The organism is Polycladomyces abyssicola (genome assembly GCF_018326425.1).
In the GTDB taxonomy this organism is placed as follows: Bacteria; Bacillota; Bacilli; order Thermoactinomycetales; family JIR-001; genus Polycladomyces; species Polycladomyces abyssicola.
The window spans coordinates 2,959,530-2,984,684 of record NZ_AP024601.1 but is presented as its reverse complement, the minus strand read 5'-3'; the positions used below and the strand labels follow the sequence as shown (position 1 = coordinate 2,984,684).

The following is a 25,155-nucleotide window of genomic DNA, read 5'->3' as shown; positions in this document are numbered from 1 at the left end:
TTGTGATGAAGAGAGGGACAAAAAGCTTTCGAACCTTTTGCGAAAAAAGTGAAATTCAGCTGGTATTTTTGGTAAACTAATAGTTGATACCTTCCTTGGAATTTCGTGTGACATTCGGATGTCGCACTTACCAATATTACCCGGATGATGGGGAAGGGGATGAAATAATGCTGGGTTTGCTCAAAAAGCTGATCCCGGATGCCAACGAACGCGAATTGAAACGTTGCTATAAAATTGCTGATCAGATCGAAGCGCTGGAACCGGAGATCTCCAAACTCTCCGATTCAGAGCTCCGGAACAAAACGGACGAGTTTAAAGCGCGCCTGGCGGAAGGCGAAACACTGGACGATCTGCTTCCGGAAGCGTATGCGGTCGTTCGGGAAGCGGCCAAACGCGTGCTGGGCATGCGTCATTTTTACGTTCAGCTGGTGGGCGGTATCGTCCTGCACAACGGCGACATCGCCGAGATGAAGACCGGGGAGGGGAAAACCCTGGTCGCCACGTTGCCAGCGTATTTGAACGCCTTGGAAGGCAAGGGTGTCCACGTCGTAACGGTGAACGACTACCTGGCCAAACGGGATAAAGAGTGGATGGGCCAGGTATTTGAATTCCTCGGCCTGAGCGTCGGGTTGAACCTTCCTGGGCTCACTCCTGAAGAAAAGCGTGCCGCTTATCAAGCGGACATCACTTTCGGGACCAACAACGAGTTCGGATTTGACTATCTGCGCGACAACATGGTGCTGTATCCCGAGCAGATCGTGCAACGGGATCTTCATTTCGCCATCGTGGACGAGGTGGACAGCATCCTGATCGACGAAGCACGGACGCCGCTCATCATCAGCGGGCAGGCCAACAAAGCGACTGATTTGTATTACGTGGCTGATCAGTTGGTGCGCCGTCTCCGCCCGGAAGAAGATTACACGGTGGACGAGAAGACGAAAGCGGTCTCCCTGACTGAGCAGGGTGTGAGCAAAGCGGAAAAATTCCTGGGTGTGGACAACTTGTACGACGTGAAAAATATCACTTTGAATCACCACGTCCAACAGGCGCTCAAAGCGCATGTGCTGATGAAGCGGGACCGCGACTACGTCGTCAACGAAGACGGCGTTGTGATTGTGGATGAGTTTACCGGCCGCCTCATGCACGGACGCAGGTACAGCGACGGTCTGCACCAGGCGATTGAGGCCAAGGAAGGCTTGCAAGTCCAACGGGAAAGCATGACGTTGGCAACGATCACGCTGCAGAATTATTTCCGCCTGTACAAGAAACTGGCTGGGATGACCGGTACGGCCAAGACGGAAGAAGAGGAATTCCGCAAGATTTACGGTATGAATGTGGTGCAGATCCCGACGCACCGCCCGATGATTCGCAAAGACATGACGGATCTGCTCTACAAGACTGAAGAGGCCAAATTCAAAGCCGTCGTTGAGGAGATTGTCCGTCGGCACAAGAAGGGGCAACCCGTGCTGGTCGGGACGGTGTCGATCGAGAAATCGGAACAATTGTCCCAGATGCTGAAAAAACGCGGTATTCCCCATCAGGTTCTCAACGCCAAAAACCACGAGCGCGAAGCGGAAATCATCGCACAGGCGGGGCAAAAAGGTGCCGTCACCATTGCCACCAACATGGCTGGTCGCGGTACGGATATCGTCTTGGGCGAAGGTGTGGCCGAACTGGGCGGATTGCATGTCATCGGCACTGAACGGCACGAAAGCCGTCGGATCGACAACCAGTTGCGCGGACGTTCCGGCCGGCAGGGCGATCCGGGTTCGTCGCAGTTCTATCTGTCGTTAGAAGATGATTTGATGCGACGGTTCGGCTCCGACAGCATCAAAAACATGATGGATCGCCTGGGGATGGAGGACGACCAGCCGATCGAGGGCAAAATGTTCACCAAAGCGGTGGAAAACGCGCAGAAAAAGGTGGAAGGCATGAACTTCGATGCCCGTCGCTGGGTATTGCAGTACGACGATGTGCTGAACCAGCAACGGGAAATCATCTACAAACAGCGTCGCGAAGTGCTGTTCAGCGACAACCTGCGCGATGTCGTCCTCAATATGGCCAAAGACGTGATCGAACACGTGGTGAAGGCCCACACATCCGAAGACACGTTGCCGGAAGAGTGGGATCTGGAGTCGATCCTCGACTACATGGAATCCAACCTGCTCCCGCCTGGTATGGTGAGCGAAGAGGACTTGCAGGACAAGGAACCGGATGAAATCATCGAAGCGCTGTACGAAGCCGCGAAAAAAACCTACGATCAGCGTGTCGAGGAGATCGGCTTCGACCGGATGCAGGAATTCTCCAAAGTGGTCATCCTGCGCACGGTGGATCGCAAATGGATGGATCACATCGATGCCATGGACCAATTGCGGCAGGGCATCCACCTGCGGGCATACGGACAGACCGATCCATTGCGTGAATACCAGTTTGAAGGCTTTGAGATGTTTGAGCAGATGGTGCGCGAGATCCAGGAAGAAGTGGTCAAATACATTACGAAGTCCAGTGTGGGCGAAGAGATCGAGCGCGAAGAGGTGGCGGTCAATACCACCGCTGTACACAGCGATTCACCAGACAAAGGAGAGGCCAAACGTCAGCCGGTCCGCCGGGCGGAAAAAGTGGGGCGAAATGACCCTTGTCCGTGTGGAAGCGGCAAAAAGTACAAACACTGTTGCGCTCGTGCAAAACAAACGGGTTGATGGGATATCATCAAGCAAAAGGAAAATCCGTCTCGCATCTCAGGAGGCCCCCCTTAAATTGGGGGCCTTTTTCGACAAGCCCCTTTGTGTTTCTGCTGATTCGAATTTCGTTCCGGATTGCGTTATAATTGGAAAGGTACGTTTCCTTGAAACGGAAAAGTGCGAAGAGGTGATTAGTCGTGATTTCATTGGGTGAACTGAAGCAGGAAGTAACCAATACAGCCAAGCGATTGGCGGATATCAGGGGGTCTCTTTGACCTCGACCAGAAAAAAGCGCGCATTGCGGAATTGGAAGCGAAAATGACTGCTCCCGATTTCTGGGACGATCAGCAACAAGCGCAAAAAGTGATCGACGAGGCCAACGGGTTGAAAGCCCAGGTCGAAACGATGACCAAGCTGGAGAAGGCCCACGAAGACCTGCAGGTTCTTTTGGAGTTGGCCGCCGAGGAGGAAGATGAGTCGCTCCTGGAGGAAGCGGAGGAAACGATCCGTTCGCTCAAAAAAGAGATGACGCAGTTTGAGCTCAGTCTCCTGTTGAGCGAGCCCTACGACAAAAATAATGCGATCCTGGAGCTCCACCCCGGCGCAGGCGGAACTGAATCGCAGGACTGGGCTTCGATGCTTCTTCGGATGTATACGCGCTGGGCGGAACGCAAAGGATTCAAGGTGGAAACGCTGGATTACCTGCCGGGTGAGGAAGCGGGTATCAAAAGCGTCACACTGTTGATCAAAGGGCACAATGCCTACGGATATCTCAAAGCGGAAAAAGGTGTACACCGTCTGGTACGGATTTCGCCGTTTGACGCGTCCGGGCGCCGGCATACGTCGTTTGTCTCCGCCAACGTCATGCCGGAAGTGGATGATGACGTAGAAGTGGAGATCAAGCCGGAAGAGCTCAAAATTGATACGTATCGTTCCAGCGGCGCCGGGGGACAACACGTCAACACGACCGATTCGGCGGTGCGGATCACGCACTTGCCCACCGGCATCGTCGTGACATGCCAATCGGAGCGTTCGCAGATCAAAAACCGCGAGCGCGCGATGAAGATTCTAAAGGCGCGTCTGTATGAACGCATGATGGAGGAGCGGCGCAAACAGATCGACCAGTTGAAAGGGGAGCAGACAGAGATCGGTTGGGGCAACCAGATCCGCTCTTATGTCTTCCACCCCTACAGTCTGGTCAAGGATCACCGTACGCAGGTTGAGGTGGGCAACGTGCAAGCCGTTATGGACGGGGAGATCGATGTATTTATCGACGCGTATCTCCGTCAAAAAATCGGCGGCCAACAATCGAAAAAGTGACGACACCAAGGACCGGGGCATTTTGCTCCGGTGAGGCCATTGAAAAACCCGGCGGAAAAAACCGCCGGGTTTGTATATGGATTGGGGAATGATTTTTTTGTTGAACCCTTCCAAAACGGTCACGGATTTGAGCAACAGATGACCAATCAACCTTAAAAAGGAGTCTCTCTGGTCAAAGTGGGTGAGCACTGAATAGTGGAATGTGAAACCTAAAAAGCCCCACAGGAGTTGAGCTCCAGTGGGGTAGTTCTGAATGGTTTACTTCTCTGTTTTTACAGCTTCACCACGTTGGCGGCTTGATCACCACGGTTGCCTTTTGTGATTTCAAAGCTCACTTTATCGCCTTCATCCAATGTCTTAAATCCTACACCATTGATCGCGGAGAAATGAACGAATACATCATCTCTGCCTTCCACTTCGATAAACCCGAACCCTTTGTCAGCATTAAACCATTTAACGGTTCCTTGTAGCATGTGTGAATTCCTCCAAAAATATTTGTATTGATAATATTTCAGGCATTCATTCACACATTATAAAGAATGACAAATCGAAACTTACCACCCTTTATAACATGTGTGAATTATATACCCTCAATATTATAACCAGAATTTACTATACCATAAATATCCTGTTTTGTAAAACAAATTTTAATCCTCCTCAACTCATATTGCATGCAGATCATTTGCTCAAACCCCAACGAATGCGCCAGTGCGCCCCGATTCTGTCCAGCATTGGGCGACCGCCCAAAACAGGGAACCTTCGGCAATTTCCCGACCGTGGCCCCGCCGCTCATGATTTCCGATGAATGCTCAACAATTCCAACAGGGCCTTCCATCCGTAACCGATCGTTCCCATTGGCCCTGTATTACCGCGAAATGCGTTGTACTTCATATGCCGCACGAATACCGGATTCCACGGCTCCCTCAATCCATACGCGATGAGTGGAGGTATGCTCCCCAGCGAAATGAACCCTGCCTTCGGGTGTGGCCAGATAAGGAGCCAGGGCGGACTCCTGTCCGGGTTTGAATACGACAAAATCCCCGGCAATATAAGGGTCTTGCCGCCAAGACTTGGAGATGCCCGTCACCGCTTCCCGATACACCACATCCCCGTGGATGGCGGCGAGATTGCACAGCACTTGCCGTAAACGCTCCTCTTCGGGTTGACTGTCCCAGACCAGTGTGTCGTTTTCCCATGTGTAACTGGCCAAAATAACCGCCGGCCCCTTGCTTCCGATGCCATGACTGGGGTAATGCGTCAACCGGGAGGGGAGGTCGGTCACCGTTTGACCGCCGCGAATTCCCTCCTTCTCCCAAAACCGGCTTTTGAACTCCACGCCGATTTTGGTGGCGGCAACATAGTGAAGCTCACGGATCGCTTTTCGTTTGTGGTGGGAAAAGGCGTGATACGGCACCACTTTTACCAGTCGTAAAGCGGAAAATGGAATCGTGATGATGGCATAATCGCCTTGATAGGATGCGTGTTTTCTGGTTTTGGTACTGACCGTGCGTATGGTAACGCGGTCCGGATCACAACGGATACAATCCATTTTCTGTCCGAACATGATATGCTCTTTCAACCGAGCGGATAATGCACGGGGAAGACGGTCGTTTCCCCCTTCGATTTCATAGAAACGCATGTTGGGGTCCAGGTAGACCCTTAAAATCCGGTAGAGCTCCAAAAAGGATAGTCCCGACACCCCCTGTGCGGTCATCAGTACTCGGATCATCTCGACGGCACCTTCGGACAGTCGAATACCGAAGGGATTATATTTCAAAAAAGTGTCCAAGGAATAATTCGTCATTTCCTCTAAAATCGACCGCTAATATCGTCGGCGATACCGTTGAAATAGCCTACGGATCCCAACCGCTACTGTTTCAAACAATGCTTCTGCTGTTTTCCCTCTCTCCTGCGGAGCGACCGGATAATGTAACTGATCCGGGTTGCGTTCGTATTCCCACCGGCGAAAGTTGACGCCATTGACGAAAATGCGGTCCTCTGGCGTGCTGTTAATAAACGGTCGGATAGGAAGACGGAGTTTGCGAATGTACTCCAACACCAGATTGTGCGTGTATGGAATGCGCATCGCACCGGCTTCGAAATGGAGTCCAGGGGAGAAAGGGGAACGGATCGTGTAAATCCGGCCACCTACCCGGTCGGATGCTTCCAAAATCACCACTTGGTGGCCTGCTTCTTTCAACAGGGATGCCGCCACTAGCCCGGCCATGCCTGCACCCACGACCACGATTTTTTTCGGATGATTGGTACGCCCTAACCCGTTTCGCACGATATTGATCATTTGTGAAGGTGTCAGTAGGATTGGGAATCCCCCCTTCGTAGCTGAGACGATACACTTTCTATCTTATGTGGGAGAATGGGGAAAAAGGCTGATGAAACCCTAAATGTTGCTTATCATAGCGTAGGATCTTATTTGATACTTTCAAAACATTTTAATTTATTATATAATGAAATCAACCCATAACAGGGAGGCGCACCCGAAGATGAACTTCTACATACTGGGGAGTAAAACCCGTCGTCCGGCCAGCCGTAAAACCATCTTTGTCGACGGAACGCATGACGACAGTTTCAGGGAGGGCGTCGATCTGGAGTTGAGTCATTGGATTCCCAATCGGACACCGGATCGTTTTCGGGCTGACACGTCGACCGAGATTTGCATGAATTTCATTCGGGAGGAGTTGACCGATGAATGGGATTTGGCCATCAACAACCATTTGGACGTCGATGGGGTTCTGTCGGTATTTACACTGCTTCATCCCGATTTTGCGCAAAAGTATCGCACTGTGATCGTGGAAGCGGCAGAAATGGGTGATTTCTGGGCGTGGGGAGAAGAAGGGGCACAACGGCTGTTTCAAGGGTTGACGTTAAAAATGAAAGCTTTGCGTGGCGCAAAAACGGATATTCGCAGGATTTATGAAGAATGTTTCGAAGAAGTTTTTCGGTTGGTGGAGGATGCTCATCCGAACGTCTGGGTTCAAACGGGGATGGATGCGTTACGGGAGTCGGTCGACCGGGTGGAACGGGGAGAGATTTGCAGGACGGTTGTGCACCCGAGATTGGTTCATTATGCCATTCCGCGGCATCTGGCCGAAGCGAGCTTGATCAAAGCGCTCCATATTCCCACCTTCAACGCGCCGTTGAGCGATGACATGTGGCTGCACCCGCAAACACGCAACCGCCTCGATCGCGAAAAGGTTCATTTGGTATCGGTGGATACGGAGCGGGGAACCTACTACGATCTCTGGTACCCAGGTTACATGTGGGCGGACACGCCGAACTCGTGGCGGGCACCCGGTTTTTATTTCAGTGGCAGTACCAACGGGTATTATTACGGTCACAGGCCGTTGGAGAAGGCGGTAGAAAAGTTGGGCGCGATAGAGCCGAATCGGGGCCGGTGGATCATCGCACGCGAATTGTCTCCCTTTTCGAGCATTACGGGACGAAACTATCCGGTGGTGGTGTCGTTTATGGGAGAAGACGGATCTCCGGCGCCTAGCGGCATTTCCTCCGATTCGGTGGCGGAAATCCTTTCGGAGGCATTTGCTGAATCTCATCATTTTGGTTTGAAGGAGTTGAATAGATAACCGCCCTTTATCGGGCGGTTGATTGTTTGACGGATTGCGGACACGAACGACCCAAGAATTCCACGGTTTCAGGAATATGGAGTATCAAAAATCCTTCTTTTGATACAAAAACAGAGAAACGCGGTATGATCCGTATAACAGGGCCAATGCGGCAAACACGATGACAGCGGCTTGCAGTGCGAAAGGAGATCCGGTCAGCGGCCAATCAAGACTTTTTACCCAATTGGCGAATAAAAACAGACCCGTTCCGCCCACCGCCAAAACGACGAATAACAGATATTGCATCATATTCCAGTCGAAAGTGAGAGCGATTGGAAAAAACAAAGCGGCGAGTACCATGATGCACACCAGTGCCCAGAATACATCCTGCATCGTAAACAGTGATAGGGTAAACGGATTGTAGTTAAATCCGAACCGGGCGATGAGCAGGGCGGCCAGATTGACCAGAAACACCATCACCACAGAGATCAATGTATACAGGAAAATACTTAAATATTTGGATGCGACAAAAGATCGGCGGGTGATGGGGAGGCAGTTGAGCAATACGGATGTTCGCTGCTTTTCGTCATACTGAATGGAGCTTGTGATCAACATATAGGCGAGGATGACGATGGTGACCAGCTGGTTCATCTTGGTCAGTACCATGTTAACAAAAGCGAAGAATAGCGCGACGAGAAACATGTATTTCTGCACACGCAGATCTTTGACGATCAAACGCCATACATTCAAGCGGAACGCCCTCCTTTGATCGTAAAATACATGATGTCTTCCAGTGACGGCTTCTCCATCACACAACGGTCACCCAACAGTTGATGTACCTGGTCCGCGTCGGCAGCCAACCCTTCAAATCCCACATCCGTTTCCCGCACGCCGATCAATGCTTGACGCGCTTCCGGCGTGAGCCATCGGGTATCCCCTTTGACCAAGGCATATGTCTCTTCAATCCGGTCTTTGGTCTCGTCCCATACCACGCGACCTTTGTGCAGAAAGATGATGCGGTCGGCGATCTGTTCCAGATCCGTGGTGATATGGGTGGAAAAGAAGATGGTTTTGCGCTCGTCCAGCATGATCTCTCGCAACAAATCGAGTATCTCTCGACGAAAGACGGGATCGAGGCCGGATGTGGGTTCATCCATGATGATGAGATCCGGTTCGTGAGCGAGGGCGAATGCAAGCGACAGTTTCATTTTCATTCCCTTGGAGAGGTGCTTGATTTTTTGGTGGAGCGGGAGATCGAAATCGCGGACGTAACGTTGAAACAACCGCTCATTCCATCGTTTGTAAAAAGGGGCGATGATGCGTTTCATCTCATCAGCGGTGAGATGTTCGTAGAAATGGTGTTCATCGAACACAAAGCCGATACGTTCTTTGATCTCCCGACTGTGTCGGGATGGGTCCAGTCCGAATATCCGAATTTCCCCCGAATCGGGGATCAGAAGTTGCAGGATGAGCTTGATTGTGGTGCTTTTGCCAGACCCATTTTCCCCGATAAAACCTGTGATGTATCCCTCTTCCAATGAGAACGAGACGTCCTGAAGCGCAAAACCCCGAAAGGCTTTGGACAGATGTCGGACTTCCAATGCCTTCATGATTCCTGATCCTCCCCGCAGTCACATTGTCGTACCCAAGTGATCAATTCCTCACGGCTTAAGCCGAGTTCTGCGGCTTCTTCCACCAGTTGTTGCAAACGGCACCGCAGTTGGGAGATCCGTTGCTCTCGAAGCGTATCCATGGTGTTTCCCGGAGCGATGTAGGATCCTTTCCCAACGACGGATCGGATTAATCCCTCCCGTTCCAGTTCTTCATATGCGCGCTTCGTCGTAATGACGCTCACCCGTAAATCCCGGGCCAATTGCCGGATGGAAGGCAGTGGATCTCCCGGACGGACGGCGCCTATTAAAATCTGATGTCGGATCTGGTCGATGATTTGTTGGTAGATCGGTTCTTTCGAAGAGTGGGAAATCGTGATGTTCAAACAATCACTCTCCATCATGAATAGTGTGTATATACAATATATACACTTGATGAATCGATGTCAATCCGCATTTTGTTCGGATATGCAAAAACACAGGTACATATTTGTCGCCATGTGTATATACATATAACCGACAGGGTGTAACATCATTGTCGACCATTCTGCTCGGGATGGTAGGGATGGGAGGAAAGCATGAAGGTTTCCAGCCGCGGGGAGTACGCCCTGCGTGCCTTGTTGTTGTTGGGGTTACGTAAAGGGGATGTGGTTCCCATATCGGAGATTGCGGAAAAAACGTTAGTTCCCAATCATTATTTGGAGCAGATTTTGCTTCAGTTGAAAGCCAACGGGTACGTGAAGAGCAAACGGGGGGCCCAAGGCGGATATTCCCTGCGACTTGCGCCTGAGGAGATAGTGATCGGAGAAGTGATCCGCAAGCTGGAGGGACCGTTGGCCCCCATGAGCTGTGTCAGTGTGACGGCATACGAACCGTGTCCGTTGGAGGGGGATTGTCTGTTGAAACCGTTGTGGGCGTTGGTTCGAGATACAGTGGCGCACGTATTGGACCGGACGACGCTGGACCATTTGCTGCAGGGGAAAACGGAAGGAGGACCGACCGGCTGATCGAGGGTGCAGAGGAGGATAGCCGGACCGGGTGATGACCAGGCTATGTTTGATTCCGCTCAACGGGGTTTCTCCATCATGACGGAACATGCTGCAGGAAGGTGGAATGGGATGAAACCGTCACGTCCACAACAATTGTTTCGTAAGACAGTAACGATGCAACCGGAGAATCAAAGTTCCCCCGTTCGTTGGATCACGGATTGGATGACACCGGACGGTTTATGGTACCGTCGAAATCATTACAATTATCCTGCGTCGAAAGTGGACGGTTTACAAGTGGTTGGTGCGGTACGTTGTCCCTTGACCCTGAGTTGCGAAGATATCCGGTCCAGACCAGCCAAGTCAGTGGTGTCGGTGATGGAATGCGCGGGCAACCGCAGAACCTTATTCCGCCCACGAGTATACGGCGTACCCTGGAATGAAGGAGCCATCAGCCAGGCAGAATGGACGGGCGTTCCGCTCCGTGATTTGTTGCAGGAAGCCGGTATCTGCTCTACAGCCCGGGAAGTCGTGTGTTGGGGTATCGATGGAGAAGGGAAGGATAAGGGGCCATTTGCTCGGAGCTTACCCCTCGGCAAATCACTTCACCCGGACACGTTGGTGGCTTATGCCCAAAACGGTCGACTACTGTCACCGGAACACGGTGCCCCTCTGCGGCTGATTGTGCCGGGTTGGTATGCGATGGCGTCTGTGAAATGGTTGAGCCGTATCGAAGTGGTAACGGAACAGTTTCAAGGCTACTATCAAAAGGAAGATTACCACTACTATCCCTTTCCCCACAGTGATGAGGGAAAAAGACCCGTCACTGTTCTCCGCGTCAATTCTCTCATCCGGTATCCCCATGATTTTTCGGTGCTGAAAACGGGGCATCACCGGGTGGAGGGGCTTGCGTGGACGGGAAAGGGCGTGATCAGGAGAGTGGAGGTTTCTGTCGACCGTGGGGAGCATTGGCATCGCGCACGGCTACAGCAACGCCCCTGGGATCATCCCTACGCATGGGTTCAATGGAGTTGGAACTGGAAGGATCTGCAACCGGGGAAATACGAAATCTGGTCGCGGGCGGCGGACACAGCTGGCCGTATGCAACCGCTGCGGGCCAAATGGAATCGGAAAGGGTACGGGTACAACGCCGTCTGCCGTTCACGGGTACAGGTGGAATAGGATGGATCAATCGGATGGGAAGGAAGTGCACCATTCGACAACGAATTCATATCCAGACATGGATCCAGATGACGAACCAGGAGGTGTTGCAGCGTGGAATGGAACAATATTGTGCTGGAACAAGGAAACGGATGGGCACTTTTGACCATTCAGCGGCCGCAGGTGCTCAATGCGCTCAATCGTGAAACGTTGGAGGAATTGTCCGATGCGGTCGATTGGGTGGCGCAAAATGAAGACGTGCGCTGTTTGATCATAACAGGAGCGGGAGAAAAAGCTTTCGTTGCGGGGGCCGACATAAGCGAGCTGAGGCAAATCGAATCGGCTGACGAAGCACAACGGTTGGCCGCAAAGGGGCAGGCGCTCTTCAGCAAAATTGAAGAGCTGGACAAGCCGGTGATTATGGCCGTCAACGGTTTCGCCTTGGGTGGCGGGTGCGAGTTGGCGATGAGCGGTGATATTTTGATCGCGTCGGAAAATGCCAAGTTCGGTCTACCGGAAGTGAATCTGGGCGTGATTCCGGGATTTGGCGGAACCCAGCGATTGGCGCGGTTGGTTGGGAAGGCGACCGCGAAATACTGGTGTTTGACCGGGGAAATGATTTCTGCCGCTGAGGCATATCGTTTGGGATTGGTACAAAAAGTGACGTCGCCCGACAAGTTGCTGGACGAGGCGAAGCGGCTGGCGGAAGTGCTTGCCAAAAAGGCGCCCATTGCCATGAAATACATCAAACGAACAATCAATCAAGGAGCGGAGACGGATTTGCAATCCGGCTTGCAGTTGGAGGCGGTTTGTTTTGGTCTGACTTTCGATACCCGGGATCGCCTGGAAGGAATGGATGCTTTTCTTCAAAAACGGAAACCGGAATTTCAAGGGAAATAATGTGTCGACTGCCGGTTGGATTAACCGGCAGTTGTCGTTTCCCGGGAAATAACCATCCGTCGCGTCGATTTAAAAACGGGGCGGATTTGACAAAAGATGCGGGGATTGCTACAACTTTTCTGTATGGGGACGGCGGGAAACGATGGTGTTCACAAACCGACTGACACCAATCGTGAGCAAAGTGCGTTCATTTTCAGGGAGGTGTAACATTGATGGTATGGTTGCATGCCATGCTGTTGGAGGGGGTTTTTAGCTTGATCCCCGTATATGTTTGGATTATTCTCGCTGTGGTGATTATCGGTGCGGTAGTGGGATCAATCTGGTTGTCCAAAGTACGTGGCAAGGAAGTGGAAGAGCTGGAGCGCATGTTTCAGCGTGATTCGGAGGACATCGATTTCACCGAGTTTTCCATTCTGGAACGCCGGGCCAAGCGTGAAGAGCAAAAACGAAAAGAGTTGAAAGAACTGGAGCCGCGTTACCGTCCCAAATTTGATGAGGAAGAGGAAGAAAAACGCGGCCTATTGGGTTGGTTGAAAAAAGGGAAGAAAGACGAAGAGCCGGAAGAAGAGGTCAATTGGGAACCACCGTCCTATAAAGAAGAAAAGGACAAGTCGGATCATGTGTTGGTTGATCCGGAAATCAAACGGCAAAAAGAACAGGAGACGGAGGAATGGGAGGGGGAGGAAGAGTCAGGAGAGCAGGAAGAAAACGAACAGGAACCAGCCAAAATCCCGTTCAAGCCTTCATGGTTGAAGGAAAAGGATCCTGCCGCCAAATCAGGCAATCCGTTTGATTCCGAGTCAACATTGCCGCCCAGAAACAAGCGGAAGAAATAATCATGGTGAATGGGGTCATTAAAGAGAAGGGAAAACATTTTCCCACGAGTGGCGTTTTTGACGACATAATCAGACACACCTGATAGCCGGTAGTCTCGGTCGTTACGTATAATGACGGTCAATGGGTTGCACCCTGATGATAACGAGGGGGTGAGACCATTGGCCGAACAACGTGGAAAGCGTGTGACGGAAGAGTCTGAGGATCGAAAAAACCTGATGGAACAGCCGCAAGGAAAAACGGACTCCCGAAACTCCAACTATACCAAAGAGCCGAATCACTTGCGGGCACAGTGAAATCAATCTCAATTAGAAGTCTTGCAATCGTCCCTCCAAACAGGGGCGATTTTTTTTGTGTCGAAATGAAAAAAGGGGGTTGAATAAATATGAATATGGCCGTATAATGATACAAACTTCGGCCGCGCGAGGAGGTAGCGTATCCAGTGAAAGCAGTTGTAATCGGATCGACCGGTTATGGTGGCATCGAATTGATCCGATTGTTGCAGGGGCACCCAAATGCCGAGATCGGCGCGATGGTATCATCTTCCTCGGCGGGAAAACCGCTTGGGGAAGTGTACCCACACGCGGCGCACCTCACGTTCACCTTGGAAGAAATGGATGTAGACGGTATCGCGGAAGTGGGGGACGTGATCTTTTTTGCCACGCCTCCGGGCGTCAGCGGCAAATGGGCGCCTACTTTTTTGGAGAGAGGGAAGATCGTCATCGATCTTTCCGGGGATTTTCGATTGGGGAACCCTGACACCTATCAACAGTGGTACCAACGTGAACCCGCGCCGGTCGAATGGATGGAACGGGCGGTGTACGGGTTGAGTGAATGGTACGGAGAACAAGTCGCCCAAGCGACGTTGATCGCCAACCCAGGATGTTATCCGACAGCTACGTTACTGGCGGTTTTGCCATTATTGAAAGAGGGACTCATCCAAACTTCTCCGCTGGTGGTGGACGCCAAATCAGGTGTATCCGGAGCGGGACGAGGATTAAGTGAATCCAAATTGTACTGCGAAGTGAACGAAAATCTGTACCCATACAAAATCGGAGTACATCAGCATACACCCGAGTTGGAGCGGTTTGCGGAAGCGGAATCGGGCGAGCCAGTGAAAATCCTGTTCACGCCGCATCTGATACCAATGAACCGCGGGATCTTGACCAACGTATACGCCCAAGCAAAGCCGGGCGTGACCGGTCACGATGTGGCTGACTGCTATCGGTCGTACTATGAAAACACCCCATTTGTTCGGCTGAAACCAGAAGGAGAATGGCCACAGACCAAGCACGTGCGTGGCAGCAACTACTGCGATCTGGGATGGCATGTGGACGAACGGACGGGAACCGTCACCGCCGTCGCCGTGATCGACAATTTGATGAAAGGAGCGGCAGGTCAGGCGGTCCAAAATCTGAATATCCGGATGGGATGGCCGGAAACGGCGGGCTTGGAAGGATTACCGTTGTATCCGTGATAGAGACGGAACACGATGAGAAAAAGGGGAGAAACAGAAGATGAGCGGAACGGACGTGGCCCAGCTGCAACAAACGGCGATTGACGCGTTTTCAGTGGTGGAGCATCCACGGATTCATTCGCCCAAAGGGTTTTACGCAGCAGGTTTGCACTGTGGCATCAAACGGAAACGGAAAGATCTCGGTTGGATCGTCTGTGAGGTTCCCGCTTCCGCCGCTGCCGTGTACACGATGAACGCCTTTCAGGCGGCGCCGTTGAAAGTGACGCGCGAGAGCTTGGAAAAAGAGGATCACCTCCAAGTAATGCTGGTCAACAGCGGCAATGCCAATGCTTGCACCGGTCCGCAGGGGGAAGCGGATGCGTATCGGATGCGCAGGGAAACGGCGGAACTGTTCGGGATCTCGGAGCATTTGGTGGGGGTCGCTTCCACCGGGGTGATCGGCGAGTTGCTGCCGATGGACCGGATTTCAGCAGGGCTTCGTGCATTGCGAGAGCAAATGGACCAGGTAAGAGACAGCGGTCACGACGATTTCGCCCAGGCCATCTTGACCACTGACACTTGCACCAAAGCCGTGGAAGTGGTCGTCGCGGTCGAAGGTCAGGAAGTGAGAATCGCCGGTGTCGCCAAAGGATCAGGCATGATTCATCCCAATATGGCCACCATGCTGGCGTTTCTTACAACGGACGCGGTGATCGAACCGGCGGTATTGAGGGGACTGCTGAGAGAAGTGACGGATGAGACATTCAACATGATTACCGTCGATGGCGATTGCAGCACCAATGACATGGTGGTCGCGATGGCAAGCGGATTGGCTGCACACACCACCGCCCTTCAGCCGGATCATCCGGATTGGCCAGCGTTCCGCTCTGGTTTCGCTTATGTATGTCGTCGTTTGGCACAGATGATTGCACGGGATGGGGAAGGAGCGACCAAGCTGGTGGAGGTGACTGTCAGTGGTGCACCTACGCAGGAGACGGCACGGCAATCGGCCAAGGCGGTGGTGGGCTCCAATCTGGTCAAAGCAGCGGTATTCGGTGCCGACCCCAACTGGGGACGGATTCTCTGCGCAATCGGATACGGCGCGCCGTTGATTGATCCTACTTCAGTGGACGTAAAAATCGGAGAGATTCCAGTGGTGAAAAACGGTTTGCCCGTCACGTTCGATGAAGAAGCAGCCCAATCGGTCTTGAGCCGTGACATGGTGAAATTCCATGTCGACTTGCATCAAGGTGAGTTTGAGGCGACCGCATGGGGATGCGACCTGACGTACGAGTACGTGCGCATCAATGCTTGTTACAGAACATGATGTCTCCTGTTGGCATCCGATGTCCCAGAGCGAAGCTGACAAAAATGCTCCGGGCGGGTGCTGATTTTCTGGTTGGCTTGCATATTTATACAGAAAGGTGTTTTTATATACAGACCGGAGAGGAGAGAGGCGACATGGTTACCCGCAACATCATGGTTATCAAAATCGGCGGCAGTTTGATGGATCTGCTTCATCCATCGTTTTTTTCCACCTGTGTCTCTCTCTTGGAGCGGGGGTGGCAGCCCGTCATCGTACACGGAGGGGGTCCCTGGATCAACCGCTGGCTGGAGAAAGCCGGAATTACGCCCCGCTTTGTTGATGGCTTGCGCGTTACGGACGCTGACACATTGGAAGTGGTCGAGATGGTATTGGCCGGTGTAATCAACAAACATTTGGTTACCCAGTTCACGCAAGCCGGTGCACGGGCGATCGGAATCAGCGGGATCGATGGTGAGCTGATCCGGGTGAAACAACGCGATCCCTCCTTTGGTTATGTGGGCGACGTGACGGAGGTGAATCCGATCATGTTGCAGGGGCTGCTGGATCAAGGATGGTTGCCCGTTGTCGCATCGCTGGGTGTGGATGCAACCGGTCAACATTACAACGTTAACGCCGATCACGCGGCGGGGGCGATTGCACAGGCGCTGAAGGCACACACCTTGGCGCTGGTGACCGACGTCCCCGGCATCTGGAAGGTGGAAAACGGGGAGAAGCGCGTGCTGCGGCACGTCACACCTGAGCAGATCGACGACATGATCGCTGACGGCACGATCGCCGGCGGTATGATCCCGAAAGTGACAGCCGGGATGCGGTGCTTGGGCGGTGAAGTGGAACGAGTGATGATCGTCGACGGACGCGCTCCGCAGAAGTTGAAAGATGGTAAACAAGCGGTGTTTGCAGGCACCAGCATTGTAAAGGGAGTGGTGAGAAACCGTGGCTCTGTTTCCGACCTACACGCGGGTTCCGGTCCGCGTGGCGAGCGGCAGCGGCAGTATCCTGCTGGATGAAGACGGCAAGCGTTATCTGGATTTCACTTCGGGATTGGGCGTGTGTAACCTGGGGCATTGCCACACGGCCGTGACGACGGCGGTGGAAGCCCAGCTGAGGCAACTGTGGCATGTGTCCAACCTGTTTCACATTCCGTTGCAGGAACAGGTGGCGGATTTGCTGGTGCAAGCCAGCGGACTGGGGGCGGTATTTTTCTGCAACAGCGGAGCGGAGGCCAACGAAGCGGCCATCAAACTGGCGCGGAAATACGCTCGTGAAAAACGGGGAATCGAACGTCCCATCATCCTGACGTTCCGAAAATCCTTTCACGGACGAACACTGGCCACATTGACGGCGACAGGTCAGGACAAGGTAAAAACAGGATTTGATCCCTTGCCGGAAGGCTTCGTTTACGCCACTTATAACGACTTGGGATCTGTAGAAGAGGCATTGACCCCAGATGTGGCCGGGGTGTTTCTGGAACTTGTGCAGGGTGAAGGAGGCGTCCGACCCGCCGATCCGGCGTTTGTGGAGGGATTAGCCCGGTTGTGCGCCGACAAGGGTGTGCTTCTGATGGTAGACGAAGTGCAGACCGGAATCGGACGGACCGGTAAACTGTTTGCCTGCGAACATTATGGCATCGTACCGGATATCATGACGTTGGCCAAGGGATTGGGCAACGGGATGCCAGTCGGGGCGATGCTGGCCAAAGCTGAATACGCGGGCGTGTTCGGACCCGGTTCGCATGCTTCCACGTTTGGTGGCAATCCGCTGGCGATGGCGGCTGCAAGGGCGGTACTCACGGAGATGAAGCAATCGGATGTGTTGTCCCGAGCGGCGGAACACGGCACGTGGCTGATCACCCGTTTGAAGGAAAAATTGGAGGGTCGGCCGGGAGTGGTGGAAGTGCGCGGGTTGGGACTGATGATCGGGATTGAGTTGAACCAACCCGTTGCTCAGGTAATCGAGGCTGCTCGTCAACGCGGTTTGCTGGTGAGCCCTGCGGGACCGCAAGTGGTTCGTTTGTTGCCGCCGTTGGTCACGGAGCGTACCCAATTGGAGGAAGCAGTGGATATTCTGACAGCCGCATTGGAGGAGGTGGAGAAGGGTGAAAGCGTATCTGGTGTTGGACACGGGGGACGTATTTGAAGGCACTTGGATTGGGCAGCCGTCGGAAGTGTTGGGAGAAGTGGTGTTTACCACCGGAATGACCGGTTACCAGGAGGTGCTGACCGATCCGTCCTATGCGGGGCAGATCGTGACGTTTACCTATCCGCTGTTGGGCAATTACGGTATCGTACCGGGGGAGGAGGAGAGTGTCCGCCCGCATTGCGCCGGTGTCATTTTGAGTGAAGCATACGAGCAGGCGGACACCTCGTTAAGCGAATGGCTGCATCGTTACGGCGTGACCGGCATCGCCGGCGTGGATACGCGCACGGTGGTGAAGATCATCCGTGAGAAGAAATGCGTGCGCGGGGTGATCTCCCCCGTGCCGAATCCGCATGTGGAAGAATGGCCCGATCCCTGTTCCCTGCACTGGGTGAGTCAAGTGTCAGTGGCCAAACCCGTGACCTATGACGGAGAACCCTTCTCTCCCCACATCGTGTTGGTGGACTTTGGGGCGAAAGCCTCCATTTTGCGGTCGTTGCAGGAGCTGGGCTGCCGGGTGACCGTGGTACCGTTTCATCTGTCTCCGTCGGAGGTGGCCAAGATGGAGCCCGACGGGTTGCTCTTTTCCAACGGACCCGGCGATCCGAAAGCATTGTTGCCGTACTTGTCCGAGTGGGTGCCGTTCATCCAGAGGATACCCACGATGGGCATTTGTCTGGGCCATCAGTTGCTGGCCTTGGCGATGGGCGGTGACACAGGACGTCTGTCGTTCGGTCATCGTGGAAGCAATCATCCTGTCAAGGAACTGGAAACAGGACGGGTGTGGATCACGTCGCAAAACCACGGATACGCGGTGCGTGAAGAATCGCTGGACCCGGCCCAATGGCGGGTGACGCACCGACATATCCATGACGGATCGGTAGAGGGAATCGCCCACCGGCAATATCCGATTCTGGGTGTGCAATTTCATCCTGAAGCACATCCGGGTCCGTCAGACGCTGCGGAAATCTTCCAACGTTTTATCGAGACGGTACAGCAGAAGAGGAAGGTGACGATCCATGTCGGCTGATGCAGTCAATCCGGAACAACCAGTGCCAAACCCAAAACCCGTTCGCAGCGTGCTGGTGATCGGCTCCGGTCCGATCGTGATCGGTCAGGCCGCCGAATTCGACTATTCCGGTACGCAGGCATGTTTGGCACTGAAGGAAGAGGGCATCCGCGTCATCCTGATCAACAACAACCCGGCCACGATGATGACCGATCCGGATGTGGCCGATGTCATCTACATGGAACCGCTCACCGTCGATGTGGTGACAGAGATTATCAAACGGGAACGGCCCGATGGATTGCTGGCCACAATGGGTGGGCAAACGGGGCTCAACCTGGCGGTGGCCCTGCATGAGAAAGGGGTACTGGAGCAATACGGTGTCCGTCTGCTCGGAACGCCGATCGAGACGATCATCAAAGGAGAGGATCGGGAAGCATTCAAGCAGATGATGGCGGATATCGGAGAACCCGTCCCCCGGAGCCAAACCGTGTCGACGGTGGAGGAAGCGGTGGCATTTGCCGGAGAAATCGGCTACCCCGCCATCATCCGCCCGGCCTACACCTTGGGCGGGTTCGGCGGCGGGATCGCCCGGAATGAAACGGAGCTGCGCGAGATCGCCCGCAAAGGCCTCACGGCCAGCCCCATCCGCCAGATTCTCGTGGAACAGAGCATTTTGGGATGGAAAGAGATTGAATATGAAGTGATGCGGGATCATGCTGATACGTGCATCACCGTGTGCAACATGGAAAACATCGACCCCGTCGGTATCCACACCGGGGACAGCATCGTCGTGGCCCCGTCGCAAACGTTGACCGACCGTCAGTATCAACAGTTGCGGACGGTGGCGTGCAAAGTGATCCGTGCCCTGGGCGTGATCGGCGGGTGTAACATCCAATTCGCCGTTCATCCCGAGACGGGGGAATACGCCATCATCGAAGTGAATCCGCGGGTCAGTCGCTCCAGTGCGCTGGCTTCCAAGGCGACGGGGTATCCGATCGCCCGCATCGCCGCCAAATTGGCGGTGGGATACCGCCTGGACGAGTGTATCAACCCTGTGACGGGCCACACGTTTGCCAGCTTTGAGCCGGCGCTGGATTACGTGGTGGTCAAATTGCCGCGTTGGCCGTTCGATAAATTCCCGTACGGGGAACGCAAGCTCGGCACACAGATGAAGGCCACCGGGGAAGTAATGGCGCTCGGTCGCAACTTGGAATCGGCCATGTACAAAGCGATCCGCTCATTGGACATGGGATTGGACGCGCTGGTATTGCCTCAATTTGCCGACTGGAGCGACGAAGCGTTGGCACGGGGCTTGGAGGAAGCTGACGACCGGCGTTTGTTCCTGATCGGGGAAGCCTTCCGTCGCGGCTGGAGCGTGGAAAAGGTGCTTCAGTTCACCAACATTACGCCCTTTTTCCTGCACAAACTGCAGCAGATGGTGGAGTTGGAACGGAAACTGGCGGAGCACACTTGGGAATCGGTTCCTGACGATCTGTTGAAAAAAGCCAAAGAATGGGGCGTGGCCGACTCCTGGTTGGCACGGACGTGGGGTGTTTCGGAAAATGAGGTGCGCTCACGCTTGCAACAAAAAGGATGGTCTCCGTCATACAAATGGGTGGATACCTGTGCTGCCGAATTCGTCGCGGAAACCCCGTACTTTTACTCCACTTGGAAAGGAAACGACGAGGTGGAGACCGCATCCGCCGAGCGTCGCGTCTTGGTGGTCGGCTCGGGTCCGATCCGGATCGGGCAAGGCATCGAATTCGACTACTGCTCGGTGCACACGGTGAAAGCCCTCAAAAAAAGGGGAATCTGCGCCGTGGTGGTAAACAATAACCCCGAGACGGTCAGCACCGATTACGCCACGGCCGACCGATTGTATTTCGAACCACTTACCGTGGAAGACGTCCGGCATGTCGCCGAAAAAGAGATGGTTGACGGCGTGATGGTGCAAACCGGCGGGCAGACGGCGGTCAAATTGATCCAGGGGTTGGAGAAAGCAGGTTTGCGTTTGTACGGCACCTCGTCCGATGCGATCGATCGGGTGGAGGATCGTGAGCTGTTTTATCGCTGGTTGAATGAGCTGGAGATACCGCACATTCCGGGGGCGACGGCCGCTTCTCCAGAAGAGGTTTTCGCACTGGCGGAAAAGCTGGGTTATCCTCTGTTGTTGCGTCCTTCCTATGTGATTGGTGGACAGGGGATGATGGTGGTACACAGCCCCACTCAACTGACTACGGTAATGGCGACGTACGATCAATACGGGGTGACGGAAGCCGCTTATCCGCTCCTGCTGGACCGATTCATGGAGGGGATCGAAGTGGAGGTGGACGCCGTCACCGACGGTCGGGACGTGGTCATCCCCGTGTTGGTCCAGCATGTGGAACGGGCCGGTGTTCATTCCGGAGACAGTATTTCGTTTCTGCCGGCGATCGACCTGCCCGACGCGGTGCGCCACCGGCTGATCGATTACACGGAGCGGATGGCTCGTTCCTTGTCACACAAAGGATTGCTCAACATCCAGTTCGTCATCCACGACGGAGAGGTGCGGGTGTTGGAAGTCAACCCGCGTGCGTCCCGGACAGTGCCCATCGTCAGCAAGGTTACGGGGGTACCGATGATCGAGTGGGCCACTCGGGTGCAGATGGGCGAAGCCCTGGCCGCTTTTGCCCCTACGGGACTGCTCCCCCCACCTCCGATTGTAGCAGTGAAAGCACCGGTGTTTTCCGCTGCCAAATTGCCAGGCGTCGATCCTGTCCTCGGACCCAACATGAAATCGACCGGCGAAGTGCTGGGGATGGGTTCCACACCGGAGATCGCCATGAAAAAAGTATTGCCGTCGGCTGTCGGTGCACCTTTGCCCGAACTGAGTTCCCGCACCCGGGTGTTGTTGTCAGTATCCGACGTCAAAAAGCATGAGCTCGGCTCGCTGGTCCGCGAATTGTCCGCCAAAGGGGTCTCGCTTTACGGAACGCCTGGGACAGCCCGTTATATCCTGCAGCAATGGGGAGTCGAGGTGAAGAGCCTGACCGAGGAGGAGTGGACGGAATGGTTGAAGGCCAATGGCGACAAAGTCGTCGTCAATGTGGCCACCCGTGGCAATGATCCCAAGCGCGCGGGGTATCGACTGCGCCGGGCGTGTCTGGCATGGCAGGTGCCTTGCTTCACTTCCCTGGAGACGTTTCTCTGGTATGTCCGCATCGCTGAAGAGTCTACACCGGTGGAGCAGGCGTTGGTTCCCATTACCGCAACCGGATGGAAGGAGGTCGTCCAACCATGAGTGTCGCATTGGTTCCCGTACAAGCAGAACCGTTGAAAGGACGGGACTGTCTGTCGCTGGCAGACTGGAAACCGGAAGAAATCGGGCTGATTTTGGATGTAGCCCAAAGATTGAAGGAGAAACAGCGTCGCGGAGAGCGCTACACACCGTTGGCAGGCAAAACGCTGGCCATGATTTTCGACAAACCGTCCACCCGGACACGGGTGTCGTTTGAGACAGGGATTGCCCAATTGGGTGGATATGCGCTCTCATTGAACCGAAATGAATTGCAGATGGGCCGGGGTGAGACCATCGCGGATACCGCTCGTGTGCTGTCCAGGTATGTGGACGGGATTCTGATTCGCACCTTCGGGCATCGCACCGTGGTCGAGTTGGCCCGGTATGCCGAGGTGCCCGTCATCAACGGACTGACCGACTTGCACCATCCGTGTCAGGTGTTGGCCGACCTGCTCACCCTTCGGGAGAAAAAAGGAACATTGGCCGGTCTGAAGCTGGCTTTTGTGGGCGACGGGAACAACGTGGCTCATTCCCTCCTTCACGGTTGTGCCGCGATGGGCGTTCACATCTCCGTCGCTGCCCCGGAAGGGTATCAGCCGTTGCCGGATGTGGTGGAAGAAGCACGGCAAATCGCCAAGGATACGGGAGCGGAGATCACGATTACGACCGACCCGGCTGAAGCGGTCCAGCAAGCCGATGCCGTCTATACCGACGTGTGGGCCAGTATGGGTCAGGAGGAGGAAAAGGAACTCCGCAAACAAATCTTCGGCAGTTATCAGGTGGATGCGAAATTGATGAGCAAGGCGAAGCCGGATGCCGTTTTCCTCCACTGCTTGCCCGCCTATCGTGGATGGGAAGTGACCGCCGACGTACTGGACGGACCACAATCCGTGGTGTGGGATCAGGCGGAAAACCGCCTGCATGCCCAAAAAGCGCTGATGTTGCTGTTGATGGGTTGAATGGGTCATATCGTTGTTTGGATATAGAAAAAATCCTGTAGGCCCGCATATGTTCGCGGCTTACAGGATTTTTTCTTTCACAGCATATATGTTTCAGCTTTGTCGCTTTCCCGTTTTTGGATTTTCTCCATTAAGTTTCTGATTTGATTGTGACTTGCTCCACACAGCTAAAGTACCAGAGGCACTCCCTTTGGTCGCCGTGGGCTTCTCGCTTCATTTGGCGTGGCAACCCGCCTCCATCCAAGAAGGCTTCGTCCAAGCCTAGAAAATGTTTAGTTCTAATAGCCCGTATCTCTAAATTGGGAATTTTTATTGATCCATAACGATTATCATAGTACGATAAGGAAGGAAATAACAGGAGCCAGGCTACCCACCTCAGTGCAGAGGAATTGATCTGTCCCCCCTAATCAGCTTCTCATTTTGAAAACCATTGAAGGGAAAAGCGGTGGTTCTTGCGATTTATTGGAGATGATCATCATGACATTGGCTGATCAGCGATGGTTGATCTTTTGTATTGCTTCGGGTGTGTTTGCCAGTGTGATGAGTACCTCTATGCTCTCCATCGCGTTCCCCGATCTCGTCCAATTCTTTTCGATCAGTTATGAGACACTTCAGTATAGAAACATCCTGTTCTTTACTTTTTTTGCGGTCGGGCTTCCGTTTTTCGGGAAAATTACAGATCGCATCGGTGCTCGACTGGTGTATCTGACGGGGTTGTCCCTTTTTGTTTTGTCCTGTTTGATCAGCAGTGTGATGACCCACTGGTACGGCTTTTTGTTTTTCCAATCGACACAGGCTGTTGCTGATGCGATGATCGTCCCGGCAATCGTGACACTGATTCGGCATCATTTTCCCGACGAGCGGGTGGGATGGGCGTTCGGTTGGTTTTCCGCCACCTTGTCATTGGCCACCATTGTGGGACCCGCTTTGGGGGGATTGATTCTCAAAACCTACGAGTGGCACGCGCTCTTTCTCGTTCTGGCCTTTTGTGCCTTGATCAGCTTGATACTTGGTTGGATACGTATTCCCGCCTACTCTACTGATGAAAAACCGTCCGGAAATGCGTCCATCCCTTGGATCAGCAGTTTGTCACTGTTGGCAGGGATCATCATCCTGCAAATGTTTTTGTTGGAGCCAAGCAACATCGGCATGCTGGTAGCAGCACTTTCGGCTCTGGGAGGATTCTGTTACGGAGAGGCGAGACACATGCCCCTGTTGCCCAAAGGGTTTTATTGGCATACTCGTTTTCTGAACGCTTGCGTACGTGTCTTTCTGATTTTTATGGTAATCAACACCATCGCCCTCTATGGCCCCAGTTATCTGCGGGATGTTCACCATTGGCCGACGGATCGGATCGGATGGGTGATCCTGGTCGAGTCGGTGACCGGCATGCTCTTCGCCAATCTGGCTGGCAGGGCGGCGGACCGGTATCCGTTGTCGGCGATGGGAAGCGGTATGGGGTTGAGCCTTCTCGGTATCAGCCTGTTGTTGTGGACGGCTTTTGGTGTCGGTTCCATATGGATGTTTCTCTTCATCTATTTATTGATCGGTATTGGTCATACCCTTACCATGCCCGCGCAGAACAAAATCGCGTTGCTGAGTGTCCCGAGGCAACAAACGGGTAACTATATGGGACTTTTTCAAATGATACAGTTTCTTACAGGTGCATTCGCAGGGGGTGTGTTCGGTTCACGGGTGGAGACAGACGGAGTGGGACGGATCGATCCCTTCGGCTTCCGGTGGACGATGTGGATCTGTGTGGGATTATTGGCCGGAGCGTTCATTACGGTGTTGGTTGATCGGTGCCTGTCCAAAAGGCGGACAGATCAGTCGGATGCATTCGACGCCTGCCATTGAGGGAAGGGGATGACGTGGCGAAAGACGGTGTTTTAAGAGATTAGTGCGTGTCTGATTGCTC

22 protein-coding genes are annotated in these 25,155 nt (G+C 53.7%); 16 read left to right on the top strand and 6 right to left on the bottom strand.

Annotated elements, in window-relative coordinates; genetic code table 11:
• The first annotated feature begins 167 nt into the window (after nt 1-167).
• On the top strand, nt 168-2,699 hold the full coding sequence (gene secA2, locus KI215_RS14805; protein ID WP_212773452.1) for an accessory Sec system translocase SecA2: 2,532 nt from the start codon (nt 168-170) through the stop codon (nt 2,697-2,699).
• A gap of 182 nt (nt 2,700-2,881) precedes the next feature.
• A protein-coding gene (gene prfB / locus KI215_RS14800; protein ID WP_212775226.1) for a peptide chain release factor 2 occupies nt 2,882-4,001 on the top strand; the annotation gives its coding sequence in 2 pieces (ribosomal slippage) (nt 2,882-2,953 and nt 2,955-4,001; 1,119 coding nt in all).
• 272 nt (nt 4,002-4,273) lie between these two features.
• On the opposite strand, the gene KI215_RS14795 is transcribed toward prfB, so the two are convergent.
• The 3 genes from KI215_RS14795 to KI215_RS16215 form a co-directional block, all read right to left on the bottom strand.
• Nucleotides 4,274-4,474, bottom strand: a complete 201-nt coding sequence (locus KI215_RS14795) for a cold-shock protein (protein WP_212773451.1) — start codon at nt 4,472-4,474, stop codon at nt 4,274-4,276.
• Nucleotides 4,475-4,866: 392 nt separating this feature from the next.
• Nucleotides 4,867-5,730 carry a flavin monoamine oxidase family protein gene (locus KI215_RS16220; protein WP_338048309.1) on the bottom strand — a complete coding sequence of 288 codons (864 nt, stop codon included), beginning with the start codon at nt 5,728-5,730 and terminating at the stop codon, nt 4,867-4,869.
• A gap of 93 nt (nt 5,731-5,823) precedes the next feature.
• Nucleotides 5,824-6,288 carry a flavin monoamine oxidase family protein gene (locus KI215_RS16215; protein WP_338048308.1) on the bottom strand — a complete coding sequence of 155 codons (465 nt, stop codon included), beginning with the start codon at nt 6,286-6,288 and terminating at the stop codon, nt 5,824-5,826.
• A gap of 214 nt (nt 6,289-6,502) precedes the next feature.
• Here KI215_RS16215 and KI215_RS14785 point away from each other — a divergent pair, with 214 nt between their 5' ends.
• A complete protein-coding gene (locus KI215_RS14785) occupies nt 6,503-7,603 on the top strand; it encodes a DUF6687 family protein (protein ID WP_212773450.1) in 1,101 nt (366 codons plus the stop codon).
• A gap of 84 nt (nt 7,604-7,687) precedes the next feature.
• On the opposite strand, the gene KI215_RS14780 is transcribed toward KI215_RS14785, so the two are convergent.
• From KI215_RS14780 to KI215_RS14770, 3 genes are read right to left on the bottom strand one after another with little or no spacing between them, the layout of a single operon-like run.
• A complete protein-coding gene (locus tag KI215_RS14780; RefSeq protein WP_212773449.1) occupies nt 7,688-8,332 on the bottom strand; it encodes an ABC-2 transporter permease in 645 nt (214 codons plus the stop codon).
• Entirely contained in the window at nt 8,329-9,192 is an 864-nt protein-coding gene (locus KI215_RS14775) for an ABC transporter ATP-binding protein (protein WP_420830148.1), read from the bottom strand. Before KI215_RS14775 ends, KI215_RS14780 begins: the two co-directional genes overlap by 4 nt.
• Nucleotides 9,189-9,578 carry a GntR family transcriptional regulator gene (locus tag KI215_RS14770; protein WP_212773448.1) on the bottom strand — a complete coding sequence of 130 codons (390 nt, stop codon included), beginning with the start codon at nt 9,576-9,578 and terminating at the stop codon, nt 9,189-9,191. Before KI215_RS14770 ends, KI215_RS14775 begins: the two co-directional genes overlap by 4 nt.
• Nucleotides 9,579-9,770: 192 nt before the next feature.
• Here KI215_RS14770 and KI215_RS14765 point away from each other — a divergent pair, with 192 nt between their 5' ends.
• The 13 genes from KI215_RS14765 (at nt 9,771) to KI215_RS14710 (ending at nt 25,094) form a co-directional block, all read left to right on the top strand.
• The gene (locus KI215_RS14765) at nt 9,771-10,199 is read left to right on the top strand and encodes an RrF2 family transcriptional regulator (RefSeq protein ID WP_212773447.1); all 429 of its coding nucleotides are present in this window, start codon (nt 9,771-9,773) and stop codon (nt 10,197-10,199) included.
• A 111-nt stretch (nt 10,200-10,310) separates the two neighbouring features.
• Nucleotides 10,311-11,360 carry a sulfite oxidase gene (locus KI215_RS14760; protein WP_212773446.1) on the top strand — a complete coding sequence of 350 codons (1,050 nt, stop codon included), beginning with the start codon at nt 10,311-10,313 and terminating at the stop codon, nt 11,358-11,360.
• Between the two features lie 93 nt (nt 11,361-11,453).
• Nucleotides 11,454-12,239, top strand: a complete 786-nt coding sequence (locus tag KI215_RS14755) for an enoyl-CoA hydratase-related protein (RefSeq protein ID WP_212773445.1) — start codon at nt 11,454-11,456, stop codon at nt 12,237-12,239.
• 209 nt (nt 12,240-12,448) lie between these two features.
• Entirely contained in the window at nt 12,449-13,075 is a 627-nt protein-coding gene (locus KI215_RS14750) for a hypothetical protein (protein WP_212773444.1), read from the top strand.
• 159 nt (nt 13,076-13,234) lie between these two features.
• The gene (locus KI215_RS16150; protein WP_275956716.1) at nt 13,235-13,369 is read left to right on the top strand and encodes a hypothetical protein; all 135 of its coding nucleotides are present in this window, start codon (nt 13,235-13,237) and stop codon (nt 13,367-13,369) included.
• 146 nt (nt 13,370-13,515) lie between these two features.
• Nucleotides 13,516-14,550: an N-acetyl-gamma-glutamyl-phosphate reductase gene (gene argC, locus KI215_RS14745; protein ID WP_212773443.1), complete on the top strand. Its 1,035-nt coding sequence runs from the start codon at nt 13,516-13,518 to the stop codon at nt 14,548-14,550.
• Between the two features lie 40 nt (nt 14,551-14,590).
• Entirely contained in the window at nt 14,591-15,856 is a 1,266-nt protein-coding gene (gene argJ, locus KI215_RS14740) for a bifunctional glutamate N-acetyltransferase/amino-acid acetyltransferase ArgJ (RefSeq protein ID WP_212773442.1), read from the top strand.
• 134 nt (nt 15,857-15,990) lie between these two features.
• On the top strand, nt 15,991-16,863 hold the full coding sequence (gene argB / locus KI215_RS14735) for an acetylglutamate kinase (RefSeq protein WP_212773441.1): 873 nt from the start codon (nt 15,991-15,993) through the stop codon (nt 16,861-16,863).
• On the top strand, nt 16,790-17,992 hold the full coding sequence (locus KI215_RS14730; protein WP_212773440.1) for an acetylornithine transaminase: 1,203 nt from the start codon (nt 16,790-16,792) through the stop codon (nt 17,990-17,992). The genes argB and KI215_RS14730 overlap by 74 nt, the downstream gene beginning before the upstream one ends.
• Nucleotides 17,952-19,022: a carbamoyl phosphate synthase small subunit gene (locus KI215_RS14725; RefSeq protein WP_212773439.1), complete on the top strand. Its 1,071-nt coding sequence runs from the start codon at nt 17,952-17,954 to the stop codon at nt 19,020-19,022. The genes KI215_RS14730 and KI215_RS14725 overlap by 41 nt, the downstream gene beginning before the upstream one ends.
• 22 nt (nt 19,023-19,044) lie before the next feature.
• The gene (gene carB, locus KI215_RS14720; protein ID WP_420830198.1) at nt 19,045-22,281 is read left to right on the top strand and encodes a carbamoyl-phosphate synthase (glutamine-hydrolyzing) large subunit; all 3,237 of its coding nucleotides are present in this window, start codon (nt 19,045-19,047) and stop codon (nt 22,279-22,281) included.
• Nucleotides 22,278-23,237, top strand: a complete 960-nt coding sequence (gene argF / locus KI215_RS14715; RefSeq protein ID WP_212773437.1) for an ornithine carbamoyltransferase — start codon at nt 22,278-22,280, stop codon at nt 23,235-23,237. Before carB ends, argF begins: the two co-directional genes overlap by 4 nt.
• A 477-nt stretch (nt 23,238-23,714) precedes the next feature.
• Entirely contained in the window at nt 23,715-25,094 is a 1,380-nt protein-coding gene (locus KI215_RS14710; RefSeq protein ID WP_212773436.1) for an MFS transporter, read from the top strand.
• Nucleotides 25,095-25,155 lie beyond the last annotated feature (61 nt).

What these genes read in the sequence shown, in the direction of transcription:
- secA2 (WP_212773452.1), top strand. Translation starts at nt 168, where the DNA reads ATGCTGGGTTTGCTCAAAAAGCTGATCCCGGATGCCAACGAACGCGAA.
- KI215_RS14785 (WP_212773450.1), top strand. Translation starts at nt 6,503, where the DNA reads ATGAACTTCTACATACTGGGGAGTAAAACCCGTCGTCCGGCCAGCCGT.
- KI215_RS14710 (WP_212773436.1), top strand. Translation starts at nt 23,715, where the DNA reads ATGACATTGGCTGATCAGCGATGGTTGATCTTTTGTATTGCTTCGGGT.
- KI215_RS14775 (WP_420830148.1), bottom strand. Translation starts at nt 9,192, where the DNA reads ATGAAGGCATTGGAAGTCCGACATCTGTCCAAAGCCTTTCGGGGTTTT.
- argJ (WP_212773442.1), top strand. Translation starts at nt 14,591, where the DNA reads ATGAGCGGAACGGACGTGGCCCAGCTGCAACAAACGGCGATTGACGCG.
- KI215_RS14765 (WP_212773447.1), top strand. Translation starts at nt 9,771, where the DNA reads ATGAAGGTTTCCAGCCGCGGGGAGTACGCCCTGCGTGCCTTGTTGTTG.
- KI215_RS14760 (WP_212773446.1), top strand. Translation starts at nt 10,311, where the DNA reads ATGAAACCGTCACGTCCACAACAATTGTTTCGTAAGACAGTAACGATG.
- KI215_RS14795 (WP_212773451.1), bottom strand. Translation starts at nt 4,474, where the DNA reads ATGCTACAAGGAACCGTTAAATGGTTTAATGCTGACAAAGGGTTCGGG.
- argB (WP_212773441.1), top strand. Translation starts at nt 15,991, where the DNA reads ATGGTTACCCGCAACATCATGGTTATCAAAATCGGCGGCAGTTTGATG.
- KI215_RS16220 (WP_338048309.1), bottom strand. Translation starts at nt 5,730, where the DNA reads ATGATCCGAGTACTGATGACCGCACAGGGGGTGTCGGGACTATCCTTT.
- argF (WP_212773437.1), top strand. Translation starts at nt 22,278, where the DNA reads ATGAGTGTCGCATTGGTTCCCGTACAAGCAGAACCGTTGAAAGGACGG.